A 16,674-nucleotide genomic window follows, 5' to 3' on the forward strand; every position below is an offset into this window, starting at 1 on the left:
AAGCAATTTCTACGATTGGCAGCCAGTAACAGAAGTTTGGCTGACGGCCGCTCAGCCTTTTGACGAACTCAATACTCCCCTCGCGGCGGATGTAGAGTAAGCTGCAGATCCCGCAAGCCACGGCTGCCGTCGCGGCTGCCGGTTGCGGCGACGGCAGTGAAGATGCGTTCGGCGTCGTCGTACATTTTCAGATTGAGATAGCAGTATCCGCGCAGGACCATCAGGTCGACGCGTTCCTGCTGCAGTTGGGCTCGCTGATCGAGATAGAGCAAAGCCTCGTGATAGCGCTTGCCCTCAAAGGCCGAGAGAGCACGGTCGGCCAGGATGGCGACCTGTAATTCGGCCGCGCGCTGGTGGTTCATCGGCGCCTTGGTGGCGGCAACGGACGCATCGTTGGCAAGGCCAGCTCTCAAATAGGCCAAGCTCTGCCCATAGGCTGCCTCTTCGCGCGACTTCGGATCCGCACTGTTCAAGGCGACGCCAAAGGCTTCCACTGCTTCCATGGGCCGATTCAGGTTCATCAGGCACCAGCCTCGGGAAAGAGCGTTACTAGGCGTCAGCACTTGCGCGTTCACGGTGGTTTTGCATCCTGCCGTTTTGCGTGGCGAGCGGGTGGCGACCCGGGCGCGGGCCTGTGGTTCAGCATAAATCTGGGATGGTGCACTGCGGGCGGGCGCGATCGGCTGGTCGGGCATCTGCGCATTGACATAGGGCCGTGTCATCGAAGGCTGAGGTGCTGCCTGGGAGATTGGGGGGAGCACATTCTGCGCTGCGCCTTGCTGCATCGATGTTTGAGGCGGAGCCTGTGGTGCGGACTGTCCGGCTTGGTTGGGCGACGGCAGCGGTTCTGACGTCGGCGTTCGAGGCGCCGGCTCGCCGAGCACGGCGATGCGTTGGGAGCGACCGGCCCATAGTCTTTGAACTTCGGCAACACCCTGCCGGTCGTTCAGCTGATTGCGGGTAATGGCAAGGCCATAGGCGGAGGGTTCGTCGTCCGGCTTCCAGCGCAAAGCGGTCTCGAACCAGCGAGCAGCTGCCTGCTGCTGGTTCATCGAGCGCGCAAACCACCCGAACTGCTGGGCTGTCGGGACGTATTTCTGCTTCACGACCTCCGCGGCGATGCGGCCTAGGACATCTTCACTGAGGTTGGCCGGCGGTTGCAGCGCGATCAGATTGGCGGTCGCCGCAAGGTAGGTTGCCATCGCATCCTTGGATTCATTGCGCCACTTATACATGGCGTCTTCGGCTTCCTGCGGCTTGCGATCGGCGATCAGTACCAGTGCTAAACCCTGTGAGATCGTTGCCGAATCTTCCTTCTCGTGCGCTGCTTTGAACCATTGCTCGGCATCGGGGTAGTTGCCGCGACGCAAATAATACCAGCCGAGGAGTGCGTCATCGGATGCAAGGCCCTGGCTTCGGGCAACACGCTCGACCTGGGAGAGATAATCCCGCGATACCACCAGTTTCGGATCGTCATTGCCCTGGGCGACGAAACGGCGGGCCAGATCAATCCTGATGCCGTCGAATTCCCGCCCGCCATTGCCGTCAGGCCTTTCGAGAGCCAAAAGGTCTTGCATCGGCTGATAGGGCAGCAGAGCCGCCGCCTTTTGGATGGTCGCAAGCCTTTCCTGCGGATTCGTGCAGGTTCTCAGGATATATTTATAGGCGTCCTGGCCGCGAGCGGCACGATCGGTGCTGATAAAGGCTTCGGCGACCCGCCAGAGAACATCGATATCGCTGCAGGTCAGCAGGCTCGGCGTTCTCGCGCCGATGTCGATCACGGTCTGATATTGCTTCAGATCGGACGCGTTGACGAGCCGGGTGCGGGCTTCCGCGATATCGAGCCGCTCCAGCAGATCGGCAGGCGGCTGCCAGCCGGGTTCGCTAGTCTGTCGGTCGGCGACGGCCTTGCGCACTTCGGCGTAGCGGCCCTCCGAATAGAGCTGCCACATGGCCTCGAGCTGCTTGTCGCTATTTTGCGGTATGGCCAGCGGATCTGCAGGTGGCCTCCAATTCGGGTAGAGCGCCTGCAGCCGGGAGATTTCGGCCTGCAGTCGCGCCTTGTCGCCCCGGCTTGCAAAATAGCGCAATGCGCTTTCATCGACCTTCGGTTGATTATCGCCAGCTTGTGCCGGGTTGGACTGCTGAGGTGATGTTGGCTGCGTAGTTTGCGGCTGTGACTGTTCCGGCGAGGTTTGCGCCACAGAATCCGCGGCGGTCGTATTTGCCGACTTCGCGGGAGTGTCGGAGAGAACCGCCGAGGGCGCAGCCGCCTGTATATGATCGGCGAGCGCCTGCAAGTCGGCGGGCTGTCCGGAGCTGCCGCCGGCCGAGCTATCGGCGGCAAGCATCGCCTGCGGCTCGAGACGTGCCGACTTTGCCAGCTTGATCTTGTCTTCCGGCGAATCGTGATCCTTCGTCACGAGCGTGAACCCCGCCACGGCGACGGCCATGAAAGCCATGATCAAGGTGGACTTTATAAACACTCCGGATGCTTCTCCGTGACGAAAGCCAGGCTTAACAGCTGCAAGGTGGCCGGATAGTAAAGCGATGGGGTGAACTGCCGGACCGAAGCAGGCAGTTTCGTACCCCTCACCACACACGCCACAACATCGTTAACAATTCTATAACCCACGTCGGGAAGCAGGTCCTTCGGCTTGCCGGTCGCCAGATCGATCGTGGCAGGCTCATCCTCCGCGACGGTCATTCCCTGCTGGAGGCGTGAAAGCAGCGCCTTGTCGTCGATCCCGGCGCGAGCCAGGTAAAGCGGGATCCTGACGCTATTATAGCCGAATTCCGCTTCGAAGCCGTCCGCGGGTTCCGGTTTCGACTTGAGGCTTACCCAGTCGGCGGGAAGCTTGCGCGGGCCAAATTGCAGGGAGCGCAGCAGGGCAAGGCCGTCGTTGCTGAGCTTCTGCCAGCGATCGGAAGGCACCAGCAGCGCCATGACGGGGATCGCTTCGAAGACCCAATAAGATGGATTGATGACCGGCCCATCCTTACGCCCCGGTTGCCGGTAACCTTCGGCGCCTGGAATAAGCAGCGTCGTCCCTGCGGACGTGATGACAAGATGAGCAAGGATGGATCTCGCCATGCTTGCGGCCGTCTTTAGATAATCTCTATTGTTCCAGGCCGATCCCGCCAGGGCTAGTGCGTAAGCAATCAGCAGATCGCCATCCGAAGCATTGTTCGTGTCCGCTACATGCGGGATGACGGCCGGATCCCATTTCCAGACGGCAAGACCGTCATCGCGCAGCAACAGCTCCGTGCGGGTAAAATACCAGATCTGTTCGAAATCGGCCGGATTGTTGGCCAGGTAGGCAAGCAGCATGCCGTATCCTTGCCCCTCGCTATGGCTAATGCCGCCATTGCCGTTGTCGATGATGCGACCATTCACATCGAGGAATTTCGCCTTGTAGGCAGCCCAGGCCTGCGGATCGATTGCCGCTCGTTGAGCGGCAGCCGGTTGCGCTGCCGTCATAATGGCCGCGCTGCAGATAGCAAGAACAAGGCGCCGAAGCTTCATTCGCGCCTGCCGATCTTGGAAAGAACACTTGCCGTGCTTACGCCGAGCAGGAAGGAGCCGATCACGAACAGCAAGGCGTAGGACAAAATGTTGCTGGAAAGCCAGTTTGCGGCGATCAGCCGATAGTTTGTCAGCGACCAGGGCTGGGAGACGACAAAGCTGAATCGGCTTACGGGCACCGTATCGATTTTCCCCGTCTTGCCGGAATAGACCGTTATGCGACCGCCGATCTGCGACCAGGCATGTTGCGCGCTCATCGCCTCGGCGCCTGCCCGCAGGTCTCCGGCGCTGGGCGCGGTGACGACGGTCCAGGTTGCGTCATTGGTCGGATTTGCCTCCTGGGCGATCAGGAAGCTATTTGCGTTCGATGGTGTGAACATCTGTTCGGAGCTGGGAATGAAGCGCAGCGAGCTCAGAGTAATGTCAAAATTGCGATGCATCCATTGCTGGAAGTTCTGCATCTGCCCCTGCAATATCCCGCCATTGATGCGCGTGCGCCAATCGGCAATCGTCACCGAAGCCTCCGGTATATTGCCCTGGCCAGGGGCGGGCGGACGCCAGGCGACCTGGCTCGCAGCGGAGATGTTCATTTGCGCAAGGATTGTCGACGGCAGCTGCGAAACGGATCCTATGAACAGCGCACTACGGGTGCCGACGGTATTCGGCGAGGCGGTCGGTTCGAAAGGGATAGGGTGACCGGCGGTGAGTGCCATCTGGCCTAGGAGCGTTGCGGTCGCGGACAAGGTGTCAGCATCCGGGCGGTCGATGAAGAGCGCGGCGGGCTCGGTCTCGCGGCTGTAGGGGTAGCCTGTGCCGGTGAGAGCCGCCAGATTCGGGCGCTGTGCGATCCTCGCGAAATCCGGCACCGTAAACTGGCTCGTGTCGAAGAGTGCAAATCGCGGCGTCATGCTCGATGTCGCGGCAGGCGCGCAGGCGGTATCCTCATCGGCCAGTAACATGGCTTCAAGCGTGATGTTGTTCAGTCCCGGCTTGAAATGCTGCATCGTGATGCGGATGGGCAATTGCCTGAAGATGCCGCCTCCGGTCGCCGTGATCGGCTTGGTCGTGGCGATGCTGCCATTGACATAGATGTCGATGTGGCTGCCCGGCCGCACATCCTTGGCATAGGCCGCATCCAGCAGGATGGTCGCCTCGCCATAGGCATTCGCATAGAAATCGGAGGGGATCGCCACGTTGAAGCTGGTATGGAAACGCCGGCCGGAGAATTCTGTGGTCTTGACGCCCAGCTGTTCGAAGGAAAGGCTGGTGCCCGAATAGATCAGCGGCGCGTCGGGTGCGGACCATCGTTGTGTTACCAGCAGATCTCGACGGGTGCCCGGCGCGCGTTCGGTCGGCGACACGACCATGTCGACCGCAGACGCGATTGCCTGCCAGGATGGACCACTGATAAGGAGAAGCTGCTGACCGCTGCGAGGGTCCGTTGCAAAGGTCGCGAGCGCGCCACTTTGTGCTGCGGCCGGAACAGCAAAGATAGGCTGCAGCTCTGTCGGCGTGCCGACGACCACGGTCATTTTGCCCGGGCCGGGCGCGGGGAGGGCATCTGCGCCGAATGAAAAGGCCTGGTTCGGCATTCCGCTCAGAAGTGCCAGTCCCTGTGCCAGATGCAGGATCGGCTTGGTCGTCTCTGGTTGAGCCAGGGCCGGTACGACGAGATTGAATTGCGTCTTGCCGGTGCCGTCGACACCGATTGCACGGATGGCATCGGTCGTCGACAGTTTTTCTGCGTCGCGGCCGGCGAAGCTGAGATAGGTTCTAGCGGGATCGATGTCGGACCATAGCTCGTAGGTCGACGCAATATCACAGTCGACGCGGTGGCGCTGCGTCGCCTCGAAGGTCAGGAGATTGGCGCCGGGCTGCAGGAGCCCGCGCGGAATGTCGAAGCTGATATCGGACTCGTTGTCCGAGGAGCCGATCTGCTGCTGATGAACGGCGCGGTCGTTCACCAGAACGGTGATCTGGGATGCCTCCGGGGCGACGACAACTGCATTCTGATAGGCAAATGTGAGTTTTGCCGGGGCTGCCGCCTGCTCAGGCGTCAGATAGATCGACCAGGACTTGCGATCGGCCTCGCCCTCCAATCGCAGCTTTGCGAAGGGAACGACATAGCGCCGGAAGGCCGATACGTCGTTGCCAGCGGTCGCCTGCTTCGTCTTCGATGCCGCTTGTGGCGTTGTCTGCATGGGAGCAACAGGCGGGACGGCCTTTGGCGCCGGTGTTTGCGGCGTAGTGGCCGGCGGCGTCATGACCAGAGGCGGCGCGACCTGTGGTGCGACGGCTTGAGGAGCGGTAGCCGGAGGCGCTACTGTTTTCGGGGACTCCATCTGCGGCGCGGCAGTTTGCGGGATAATGATCTGAGGTACTGTCGGCGCTTCGCCCTTTGGCCGCTCGCCGGACATGTCAAACGGCGCTGTCTGCGCCTGTGCCGTAACGGCGCCGAGGAGAAGCAGGAGGATGGGGAAGGTGCGGTTCATCAGCTTCTCGCCTTCGCATCCTGCCGTTGCTGCGTGCGATCGGAGCCCACGCCTTTGAACAGATAGAGCAGGCCGCGGCTGGTCTGATAAAGCGACATGCTGAGGAACCAGAAGGTCCCGCGGATGATGCCGGGATTGCGCCGCCGCGCCTGCTGGAACTTCGTCCATTGATCGGAATTGGCAAAGACGAGATCGGCAATCAGGCGGTGGTCGGCAGCACCCTTCGGAATATATTGGCAGCCGATGGCCGTGATATCTCCCATCTGTTCGATATTGCGGACGACAATCGACAAGGTCACCATTTCGGCGCCGCTATAGGGCTGAAAGCGTATGGTCGCTTCCGAGCCGACCTTGACCGGCTCCAGATCCTTGTTGAAGACGTTCAGCCTGGCGCCGTGGACGGAGACGTCCTCGATGGAAGCAGAGTTCCACCGTCCGTCGATCCCGAATTCGCTGCGACGATCGACCCGCACGCGCCGTGAAGAGGCGCGCTCCCCGCGTTCGGAGACAACGCCGAGCGCACAGCCGGAAAGGATTAGGTTGATGATGTTCCAGCCGCCGACGACGAGCGTGACGTCCGCTTTATAGGGCTCAGCATAGATGCGGTATATGGTGACCGCCAGCGCGATGACCTGAACGGCGAAGATGACGAAGAACGGACGGCTGATTTCCGAAAGTCGGCTGACGGCGATGGACTCATCCTTGGCGGTGACCTTGAAGGTTGGCTTGCGGGGATTGAGCATGACCGAGATCACCGCCGGCAACAGATGTACCGTCTGAACATATTCGTAGAGCTCGGAAATCCAGGGCCAGCGGAACGATCCATAGAGATAGTTCTGCATCATCAAGTTCACGAGCATATAGGCAAGCGTATAGGCGAGAAACTCGCTGCCCGATGCCGTGAAGATCTCGAGATCGAAGAAGAGATAGCAGAGTGGTGCAAACAGGAAGATGGCGCGCGGAAACGGAAAGAGCCAGAACAGCGTCGAGGACATGTAGCAGAGCCGCTGCGGCAGCGTCAGACCGCGCTTCAAGAGCGGGAAGCGGAAGCGCAGGATCTGCATCATGCCTTGCGCCCAGCGGCTGCGCTGGCCGATGAAGCTTGCGAAAGTCGCCGGCTGCAGGCCGGCAATCAGCGGCTTGTCGACATAGATGCTGTTCCAGCCAGCGCCATGCAGCGCAAGGGCGGTTTCGCAGTCTTCCGTGATGCTGACGCCGCTAAAGCCATTTTGCGATTGCAGCGCCTTGCGGCTGAGCACGGCGGCCGAACCGCAGAAGAAGGCGGCATTCCACTTGTCGAGACCGCGCTGGATGATGCCGTAGAACATTTCGTTCTCGCTCGGCATGCTGTCGAACGTACGCAGATTGCGCTCCAGCGGATCCGGATTGATGAAGAAATGCGGGGTCTGAACCAGAAAGAGCTTCGGGTCATCCTCGAAGTAGCCGACGGTCTCGCGCAGGAAATCACGCGCGGGCGCATGGTCCGCATCGAAAACGGCGATCAGGTCGCCGTTCGAATGCTCCAAGCCGTTATTGAGGTTGCCCGCCTTGGCATGTTCGTTGCGGTCGCGCGTCAGATATTCGACATCGAGATCGACGCAGAGCCGCTTGAGTTCGTCATGGCGGGCGATTGCCGCTTGCGATTCCAAAATCTTCGTCGAATTGCGCTTCTGTAAGGTGCCGCCATCGTCAAGCAGCCACACCCTCAGCTTGTCGGCCGGATAGTCCATCGCCTTGGCGGAGGCAAGCGTGTTGGCCAGAAGATTGGTGTCTTCATTGTAGGACGGCACGAAGACATCGACGCTCGGGAAGTTCTTGGTTTCGGAAGCGCGGTTGGTGCGCGGTGGTAGCGGCGTGGCGACGATGAAGAGGCTGAGCATCAGCATCGCCACGTTGTACATTTCGGCGAGGTAGAGCAGCAGGCCGGGAATGAAGTTTTCCGGCTGATTGACGGGCGGCAGCGTATAGGATGTGCGCCAATAGACATAACGCAGCACGATGGCGGTGCCGAAGGCGAGGGCCACCAGCCGCCAGGTTCCCTGCCGCTTGAGGATCTTGATGATCGCCATCAGAGTGACCACGACGGTGCTGGCAATCAGCTGCGTTTGAAGGTTGACCGGCAACGTGATCAGAATGATCCCGCAGAGCGCTATCACGGCCCATATCAAGATGCTGCGTGCAGTCTGCATTGGTGTTCCTTCAAAGGTATTGCCAGACGCCATCCTGGCGTCCCCAAGCGGAACCGCTGCTAGCGGCACCCCTGAGATATGCCAGTTGCCCCGTTACAGTCCGGTAAAGGCACGACGATATTGCTTGCAGTATTTGCCGGCAGTGGTGCGGCCGACGAACTCGCGCCGCTTCCGCCATTGATTTGGGAGGGCTCGTTTCCACCATCCGGCAGCGGTACGCGCGGTCCGATCATCGGCGGCAGCGCTGGTCCCGCCTGCGGCTGAGGCTGGATCACGACCGGCCGGCGCCTGATTGTCGGGCGCATTGTGACGGGGGCGGGCTGGTAGCCGATGCTGATCGGCGCAGTGCGGTAGGGTGCCGCGTCGGGATAGACCGGTTCGCCGGGCTTGCCGAGAGCAGCATCAGCACCGCGCGGTGCACCGAAAGGATTGAGCGCGGCGCCGGCAAAATGGCCAGCGATCGTATAACCGTAGACCGTGCTCAATAGCTCGCGTTCGCTCGCATGGGCGTCGCAGAGCCGGATGCGGACCTGCACCATGCCGAAATTGCGCTGCTCCTGCTGTGGCGCAAAGCCGGCCTTCACCTGCTGCCAGGCATAAAGACAGGTATCGCCGGCCCGGCTCTGGCCGGAAGCATAGCCGAACGGCCCGTAGCTGTTCTGGACGAAGGTTGCCGAGCGCGCGAGCCGAACGCCAGGTATTGCGGCCGCCATTTCGCGAAAAATCACCCGGTCACTGATCGTATCGAACGGCCGGCTCCCAAATCCCGGATTGGGGCCTGTTATGCCTTGAAATTGGACCTTGAGGAAGTTCTGGCCTGAGACGGAAGACGAGGTGGAAAGTGCGATCGTCTGCTCGACATCCTTGCCATGCCGGCGCTCGACCACGTTTATAATCGCTGGTCCACCGGGTGGCGGAAATGCCAGCGCCTTGTCGCTTGTGACCGTTTCCACGCCGATCGATTGGTGAACCTGGCCGGTTGTGGAGCAACCAGCGCCGATGCAGGCCAGTATCATCAATGCTATCGTCTTTGAAAAATGCATCTCTTAGATCGCGGCAATTCTGTGTCGTCACATTCATCGGCAAATTGCGCGACGATCGTTGGAATCAAGTCCTTGTATTCACTATAGCAAATAAACGTGATTATGGTTAACCGACGGTTAATTTCGCCCATTGGAGTGCCGGAAGAAGCCAGAAATGCGCAGCCAACGCGCTCCATCGTGCCGAATGCACGGAGCACGATATTTTTCCTAAGAAGAGGCTAGAACTTTAGGCGGCAAGCCTATGAAGTTCAGAATGATTTTTTTCTTCGAAATGCGATCTGGACGGCCCGGTTCAGCGCGACCGGAAGGACCGACATGTGGTTCTCTTCGGCATATACTTCAAAGGTGATCGTTCCTGTGGATGACACCAGTTTGCCCCATCTCTCAGCCATCTCGCGGGCAAGTTCTATCGTGCGCGTTTCCTTCGCACGCTCCTGACGTTTTTGCTCGTCGGCGGTACCTTTATGGAAGGGCGCGAGGATTTCGCCTTCATACTGACCGGCGGAAAGATGCAGTTCCGTATCGAGCGGCTCTTTGTAACTGTCGAGGAATTCTCTCTCCATCGAAAGAATTGCTGAATCTTCCCAGTAGATCGCCGGGCTTGCGGAAATCCAGCGGCTGAAGGCATCGGGTTTGCAAAACAGCGCGTAGAGCGTGAAAAGGCCACCAAACGAATGGCCGAAAAGCGTCTGGCGCGAGCGGTCGATCCGAGCTTGCCGCTCTATCCAAGGCTTGAGCTCGTCCTCGATGAGCGCCAGAAAGCGTTCAGCACCCCCGGTCTTTACATCCGGCGTATCGGGAAAGAACGGCGGATAGACGCGTCCGGGCGGCGGGCTCAAATCCCAGGAGCGGCGGAGCGGGTCATATGGCTCGTCCGTGGGATAGCCGATGGCAACGATGACGCCTTCCGCGACATTGGTTCCGTTCGGATAGCTCGCCTGCACCTTCAGCGCGTCGACGGCGGTCGCAAAGCAGGCGTTGCCGTCGGTCAGGTATAGGATCGGCCAACCCTCCGGCGGTGCCGGTTTGTCCGGGCGATAGAGAAAGATCCTGTGCGGATGATCGGCATTGTCAAACTTCAGGTCAATGAATGTGCAGCTGGGAAGGGTGGCCTGCGCCAGAATGGAAGCGGCATTGTGTGATGATGTATGAGACATGGCCTCTCCGGCTGACCGATCATGTGGGGCGCCGGAATAACAGCGCCGATATTTGCAGAAAGATGATGAAAAGTCTCATATTATTGGTGGCGCGATCTGGCAAGCGGGCCGAATGCTTTGCTAAGCGTAATTTTCAGGTGCCCTCCGCAATTCGGTGTTCGGCCATCGGGGCCATTCTGCAACATTAGAGTGGAAACGAATAAAAAATATGACTCTTGTACTCATGTATTCTTGACGCCGGCTGCGCCTGCGAACTAATTTGCGCCATCTATTTCCGAAACGGGCAGGCGCAAAGGGCTTATGAAGCAGAAATCCCATAATTATATCAGTAATTTGACACGAAAGAGATTCCATCTTGCAAGCGGCGTCACCGCACTTGCGACAGTGTTTGCTTTAAGTGGAAATGCCTTCGCGCAAGATGCTGCGGCCGATGCGAACAATGGAAATGCCACCCAGCTCGCGCCGATCATCGTCAGCGGCCAGTCGAGTGACGCAAGCGATAACACGACCGTGGCGGCAAAGAAGAGCAGGGGCGCCACCAAGATCAATACGCCGATCCTCGAGACGCCTCGTTCCCTATCGGTGGTGACCAAAGAGGAGCTCGAGCAGCGCGGCGCTCAGGATATCGTCGAGGCGGTGCGTTATTCGGCTGGCGTCCAGACCGGCTCCTATGGCTTCGATCCGCGCTTCGATCAGGTCTATATTCGCGGCAATGATGTTACGACCGACGGCGACTATCGCGACGGGCTGCGTCAGCCCTACATGAATTATGCGATGTTCCGGACGGATCCCTATGCGCTCGACCGCGTCGAGATCATCAAGGGACCGGTATCCGTGCTCTATGGCGCGGGATCACCGGGTGGCATTGTCAACAAAATATCGAAACTGCCGACGGATGAGACGATCAGGGAAGTCGGCGTTCTCTATGGAACATCGGATCGTGCCCAGACGATGTTCGATTTTGGGGGCAGGGTTAATCAGGACGATGACAGTATGCTGTATCGCATCGTCGGCCTGGCGCGAAAGGGCGATACCAATTTCGATATCGCCGACGATCGTTATCTGATCCAGCCGTCCTTCACCTGGAAGCCGGACGACACGACGAAAATCACCATCTATGGCTCGGCGCAATCGACGGAAACGGATGCCAATGTCGGCGCCATGATCGGCCCTGATGGCAATGTTCTCGACTATCGCGACAGCGACCCGGATTACGATTATCAGAGAACCAAGCAGCAGCAGGTCGGCTATCAGTTCGAACACGAATTCGACGGCGGCTTCACCTTCCGCCAGAATCTTCGTTTCTCTCATCTGGATTTGAAGTCACGCTATCTCAGTACCCTCGGCTGGGTCGGAGACGTCGCCCAGCGCGGCGCGACGGCGATCGGCGACAGAATGAACGTCTTCCAGGTCGACAACCAGCTCGAATCCAAATTCGAAACCGGTCCGGCTGCTCATACCGTCTTGTTCGGTCTCGATTATACCCGCATGAGCGATTCCTTCGCCTATGGGATGGATGCGACGACCAGCCCCGCCTATGACTTCGATATCAACAATCCGACGTACGGAGTATCGGGTCCGACGCCGGCCTATAATTTCAGCCGGGTTGACGCCAGCCTGCAGCAGTTCGGCGCCTATGCCATGGATCAGATCGAACTCGACAAGTGGCGCTTCACACTCGGCGGGCGCCAGACCTGGGTGAAGCAGTCGACCGACACCACCATTGTCTCCACTGATACGACAACCAAAGACAGCTTCAACAAGAATGCATTTTCCTACCAGGCTGGTGCGCTCTATCTCTTCGACAACGGCATTGCACCCTTCACCAGCTATTCCACCTCGTTTAATCCGGTCACACAGCGGTCTGCATCCGGCAGTATTCTCGATCCAACCAAGGGCGAACAGTACGAGCTCGGCGTAAAATACCAGCCGCCAGGCACCGACATTCTGCTTTCGGCCGTTGCCTATCATCTGGTGGAGAAGAACAAGCCGGTTCTCGTCGATCCGCTGATGGGCATTTATGCCTCGCTCGGTGAAGTGACCAATAAGGGGATCGAACTGGAAGCCAGGGCAAACATCACCGATGGCTGGGATGTGGTTGCCGCCTATGCCTATAACCACTCCGAAATCACGCGTGGTGACAATGCTGGAAACGCACCGGCCGTAACGCCCCAAAACATTGCCAGCCTGTGGTCGAACTACACGTTCCAGGATGATTCTGCCGCAAAGGGCCTGACCGTCGGCGCCGGCATCCGCTATACCGGCGAGACCTACACCAGCACGGCCAACACCGACAAGAATGATGCAAGCGTCTATCTCGATGCGGCCGTATCTTACGACTTCGGCGCGGTCGATCAGAAATATAAGGGCCTGGTTGCAAGCGTCGATGTCCGCAACATCGCCAATCGCCGCCTGACGGTCTGCAACGAAGGCTATTGCTACCTCGGGCAGGGCCGTAACATCACGGCCTCGTTGAAGTATCGCTGGTAAGCTTATCGGGGCGCCGTATTCTGTGCGGCGCCCGCTCCACCCCGATAGCTTCCTTTCGTCGGCTGAACCCGACCTTACTGTCAGCAAGGCTAATTTGCAGCCTAAGCCTGTTGCAAGATACCCGCATTCTTGCCGATGCGGCGATGAGGCTGTAGCTAGCAGAAAATGTACCCGACCATCCCATCGCGAGGTTCCGTATGGCTGAGGTTCTTTTGTTCCACCACGCACAGGGATTGACCCCGGGTGTGCGAGCATTCGCTGATGAGTTGCGGGGTGCCGGTCACATCGTGCACACGCCTGACCTATTCGATGGACGCACTTTTCAAAGCATCGAAGAGGGGCTCGCCTATATCGGCGGTGTTGGATTCGACGATATGCGGGAGCGCGGTGCTCGCGTCGCTGACGATCTGCCTCCTGCGCTCGTCTATGCCGGGTTCTCGTTCGGCGTGCTGCCTGCGCAGAAGCTGGCCCAGACACGGCCCGGAGCGCGAGGAGCTCTCTTCTTCCATTCCTGCCTGCCGATCAGTGGCGAATGGGCCTTCGGACCTTGGCCAGATGGCGTGCCTGTCCAGATTCACGGGATGGAAAACGACCCGATCTTCGTAGGCGAGGGTGATATCGATGCCGCCCGGGAGATTGTGGCGAAGGTCGAGGACGCGAAGCTTTTCCTTTATCCCGGCGATCAGCACTATTTCGCCGACAGTTCGCTTCCGTCTTATGATGCGGGTGCAACTGCGCTGCTGACGAGCCGAGTACTTGAGTTCCTGGATCGCGTCTGATCGAAGCCAGTGTTTTGGTTTGAACTTGGTTCCCAAAAGTGGTCGTGCAGCGACGCAAGCAATCTGCCCGCCTTCGGCCGGCAAACATCCCGTTTGCATATATGCCACGCTCGGGATCGCCCGCTACGTGAGACTATGCCGCCCGTCGCCGCTTCATCAGCAATATCAGCAGCAGCGGGGCGCCGACGAGCGCGGAAACCAAGCCGGCTGGCATCTGGTAGGGAAAGGCGATCATGCGGCCGAACCAATCCGCAAGCACCATGAGACTGCCGCCGGCGAGTGCTGCACCCATAAGCTGGGGAGCCGCGCGTCGCAAGCCAAGCTCTCGCGCCAGATGCGGCCCCATGAGGCCGATGAAGCTTAAAGGCCCGACGACAAGGGTGGCGGCCGCGGTCATGGCTGCGGCAAGGGCAAAGAGGCAGGCGCGGGCAAGGTTGACGCGAATGCCGATTGCCTGGGCCGCCTGAGCCCCAAGCGGCAGCAGATCGAGCCAGCGATGAGCCAGAAAGGCAAGCGCAAGGCCTGCTATTGCTGCCATCATCGCAGAGATTGCCTTTGATGTACCAACGAGATAGGTCGATCCGCTCATCCATTGCATGACGATCATAGCGCGCGGATCGCCGCTCGCGGCCAGCACGCTGATGAAGGCATCCAGCATGGCGCCCAGCGCGATGCCCGTCAGAAGTACTCGTTCCGGCGCAAAACCGGATCGGATGCCGAATAGGAAGATGGCGATGAGCACGGCGAAGGCACCGATACCGCCGAAGCCCAGTTGGGCGGCCATGCCGGGAGCAGGCAGAAGGAAGAGAGCGGCGGTGACGCCGAGGGTAGCGCCTGCCGAAATACCCAGAACTTCCGGACTTGCCATCTCATTGCCGCTGAGCCGTTGCAGGACGGCGCCGACGACGCCCAACATCGCGCCCGCAGCAAAGGCACCGGCGATACGCGGCAGACGATAGGGCAGCACGTCGGGCCAATGGGGATAGGCGAGCAGCGTCCATGTGCCATCCGGTGCGCGCCCGAAGAGGATCGCACCGGCCAGGAGAAGGATGAGCGCCGGAACTGATGCAAGCAAGAGTACGCGCGGCGTATGTAAGGCGCGGCTCGCATTCTGAGAGGGAGAGGGCGCGCTGCGCTGCACGGCCTTCAAACGCGGCAGCATCAGGAGCAGTAACGGTGCGCCTAGCAGTGCAGTAATAGCGCCTGTCGGCAGGAAGGTCGAAGAAGCCCCGGAGAGCAGCACGAGGGATTCATCGGTCAGTAGCAATAAGCCCGCGCCGATGAGGGGTGACCAGATGAGCTGGCTCTTCATCTGTCTAGCGCCGGCAAGCTGGGCGATGCGCGGCGCGATGAGACCGATGAAGCCGATAACGCCGACGGCGCTGGTGACGATCGCGGCAAGCGCAATTGCGATGCAAACGGCAACAATGCGCGTGCGCTTGACCGACAGGCCAAGTCCGCTCGCGCCGCTATCGCCTAGGTCCATGAGCCCCAAAGGCCGCGCCATCAGCAAGGCCGCGATGGAAAGTGTGGCGATTTTCGGGAGAAGGGAAAGCGGAATGGTCCAGCTTTGCTGCGCCAGCGATCCGGCGCCCCAGATGAAGAGGCCGGAGAGATAGCGATCGTTCATCAGAACGAGAACGGCGGCAAGCGCTCCACTCCAGACGCCGACGATCAAGCCGGCAAGCACCAGCGACAAGGGCGAGAAACCCCGTCTTGCGCCGATCAGGAAAACGACTGCCGCCGCGGCGGCGCTGCCGAACAGGGCAACGGCATCGCGGCTGAGACCCTGAAGAGCGGGAAAGGCAAGCATGACGGCAACAAGCGCAAGATTGGCGCCGGCCGAAATGCCGAGCGTGGAGGGCGAGGCGAGCGGATTGCGCAGTACCTGCTGCAGCAGGCTTCCCGACAGCGAGAGCGCGGCACCCGCCAGCAAGGCGGTGACGATCCTCGGCAGCGTCGAATAGATGAATAGCAGGCGTTGCGGGTCGTAGCCTGCTTTCTGCTCGAACAAGTGTGAAAGGTCCGGCGCCAGTTGATGCCAGGCAAGCAGGCTGGCGAGCGCGAACAGCGTCAGCGCCACGGCTGGAGCACCGAGGCCGTTATTTGCTTCGGTGCGGATCATGCGAATGTTTCCAGATGGTCAAGCAATATGCGCGCGAAGCGCTCCGCTTCCTGCACCATGCCGAACATCAAGGTGCCTGGCAGCACGGAGACGCGCCCGTCCCTAACGAAAGGCAGGCTGGTCCACAGGGGACTATCCTGCAGATTGTCGAGGACATTCGGCGGGAGCAGCGGTTCGAATGCGATGAGGCGCAGGCTTTGATCGAGCGTCGCCAATTGCTCCAGCCCGATCGTCTCGAAGCCCCAGTAGTCGCCCGGCCTGGTCCAGGCGTTTTTGAGGCCGATCCTGGTCATGACGTTCTGGTAGAGGCCTGCGCCGCAATAAATGCGAGCATGGCGCGGATCGACAAAATTAATGAGCGCCAACGGCGGAGGGTTGAGCTTTTTGACGCGGTTTGCGCAGTCGTCGAAGAATTGTTCCGACCGGGCAAGGAATTCTTCCGCCTGTTGCCGCCGGCCGATGGCGTCGGCCAGTCGGCGCGTCGCCTCGATGGAGCGTGGCAAAGCTTCCCCGCCTTCGGCATAGATCGTCAGTTCCAGGACCGGCGAAATTGCCTCCAGTTGCGGTTTCAAAGGCGCAAGATAGGGCGTCGTCAGGATCAGTGCCGGCTTGACGCTTGCCAAGACCTCGAGATTGATCTCGCTGGTGGTACCGAGATCGACGACGCCATTGGGCATTTTCGGTTCGACGACCCATGTGTCCCAATCGGCAAGCGAGGCGATGGCGGCGGGCGTGACGCCGAGCGCCAGCAGTGTTGATGCCAGGCCATAATCGAGGGAGACGATCGGGCCGGATATGGTTCCTGAAGCCACTCCCGCTTGCGGAACGGCAAAAAACGCCGCGGCGGCAAGCAGCGTGCGTCGCGAAAGCATC

Annotated in this window: 10 protein-coding genes; 2 read left to right on the plus strand and 8 right to left on the minus strand. The window is 59.9% G+C overall.

Features of this window, described 5'->3' with window-relative positions; all coding sequences use genetic code 11:
* Positions 1–68 precede the first annotated feature (68 nt).
* The 6 genes from ACK83U_RS23390 to ACK83U_RS23415 form a co-directional block, all read right to left on the minus strand.
* On the minus strand, positions 69–2,486 hold the full coding sequence (locus tag ACK83U_RS23390) for a cellulose synthase (protein WP_412475015.1): 2,418 nt from the start codon (positions 2,484–2,486) through the stop codon (positions 69–71).
* A complete protein-coding gene (locus ACK83U_RS23395) occupies positions 2,477–3,526 on the minus strand; it encodes a glycosyl hydrolase family 8 (RefSeq protein ID WP_112611559.1) in 1,050 nt (349 codons plus the stop codon). Before ACK83U_RS23395 ends, ACK83U_RS23390 begins: the two co-directional genes overlap by 10 nt.
* Entirely contained in the window at positions 3,523–6,018 is a 2,496-nt protein-coding gene (locus tag ACK83U_RS23400) for a cellulose biosynthesis cyclic di-GMP-binding regulatory protein BcsB (protein WP_112611557.1), read from the minus strand. The genes ACK83U_RS23395 and ACK83U_RS23400 overlap by 4 nt, the downstream gene beginning before the upstream one ends.
* Positions 6,018–8,207 carry a UDP-forming cellulose synthase catalytic subunit gene (gene bcsA, locus ACK83U_RS23405; RefSeq protein WP_112611555.1) on the minus strand — a complete coding sequence of 730 codons (2,190 nt, stop codon included), beginning with the start codon at positions 8,205–8,207 and terminating at the stop codon, positions 6,018–6,020. Before bcsA ends, ACK83U_RS23400 begins: the two co-directional genes overlap by 1 nt.
* 59 nt (positions 8,208–8,266) lie before the next feature.
* A complete protein-coding gene (gene bcsN, locus ACK83U_RS23410; protein ID WP_112611553.1) occupies positions 8,267–9,250 on the minus strand; it encodes a cellulose biosynthesis protein BcsN in 984 nt (327 codons plus the stop codon).
* Positions 9,251–9,498: 248 nt separating this feature from the next.
* A complete protein-coding gene (locus ACK83U_RS23415; protein ID WP_112611551.1) occupies positions 9,499–10,407 on the minus strand; it encodes an alpha/beta hydrolase in 909 nt (302 codons plus the stop codon).
* A gap of 300 nt (positions 10,408–10,707) precedes the next feature.
* Between ACK83U_RS23415 and ACK83U_RS23420 the strand changes: the two genes are divergently transcribed.
* Both ACK83U_RS23420 and ACK83U_RS23425 read left to right on the plus strand, forming a co-directional pair.
* On the plus strand, positions 10,708–12,897 hold the full coding sequence (locus ACK83U_RS23420) for a TonB-dependent siderophore receptor (protein WP_112611549.1): 2,190 nt from the start codon (positions 10,708–10,710) through the stop codon (positions 12,895–12,897).
* A gap of 197 nt (positions 12,898–13,094) precedes the next feature.
* On the plus strand, positions 13,095–13,676 hold the full coding sequence (locus ACK83U_RS23425; protein ID WP_112611547.1) for a dienelactone hydrolase family protein: 582 nt from the start codon (positions 13,095–13,097) through the stop codon (positions 13,674–13,676).
* Positions 13,677–13,809: 133 nt separating this feature from the next.
* Here ACK83U_RS23425 and fhuB read toward each other — a convergent pair whose 3' ends face one another.
* Together fhuB and ACK83U_RS23435 are read right to left on the minus strand one after the other, a co-directional pair.
* Positions 13,810–15,801 carry a Fe(3+)-hydroxamate ABC transporter permease FhuB gene (gene fhuB / locus ACK83U_RS23430; protein WP_412475016.1) on the minus strand — a complete coding sequence of 664 codons (1,992 nt, stop codon included), beginning with the start codon at positions 15,799–15,801 and terminating at the stop codon, positions 13,810–13,812.
* Complete coding sequence (locus ACK83U_RS23435) at positions 15,798–16,673, minus strand: iron-siderophore ABC transporter substrate-binding protein (RefSeq protein WP_412475017.1); 876 nt, start codon at positions 16,671–16,673, stop codon at positions 15,798–15,800. The genes fhuB and ACK83U_RS23435 overlap by 4 nt, the downstream gene beginning before the upstream one ends.
* Position 16,674: the final 1 nt, after the last annotated feature.

It is taken from the genome of Rhizobium sp. WW22 (assembly GCF_047041135.1).
GTDB lineage: Bacteria > Pseudomonadota > Alphaproteobacteria > Rhizobiales > Rhizobiaceae > Rhizobium.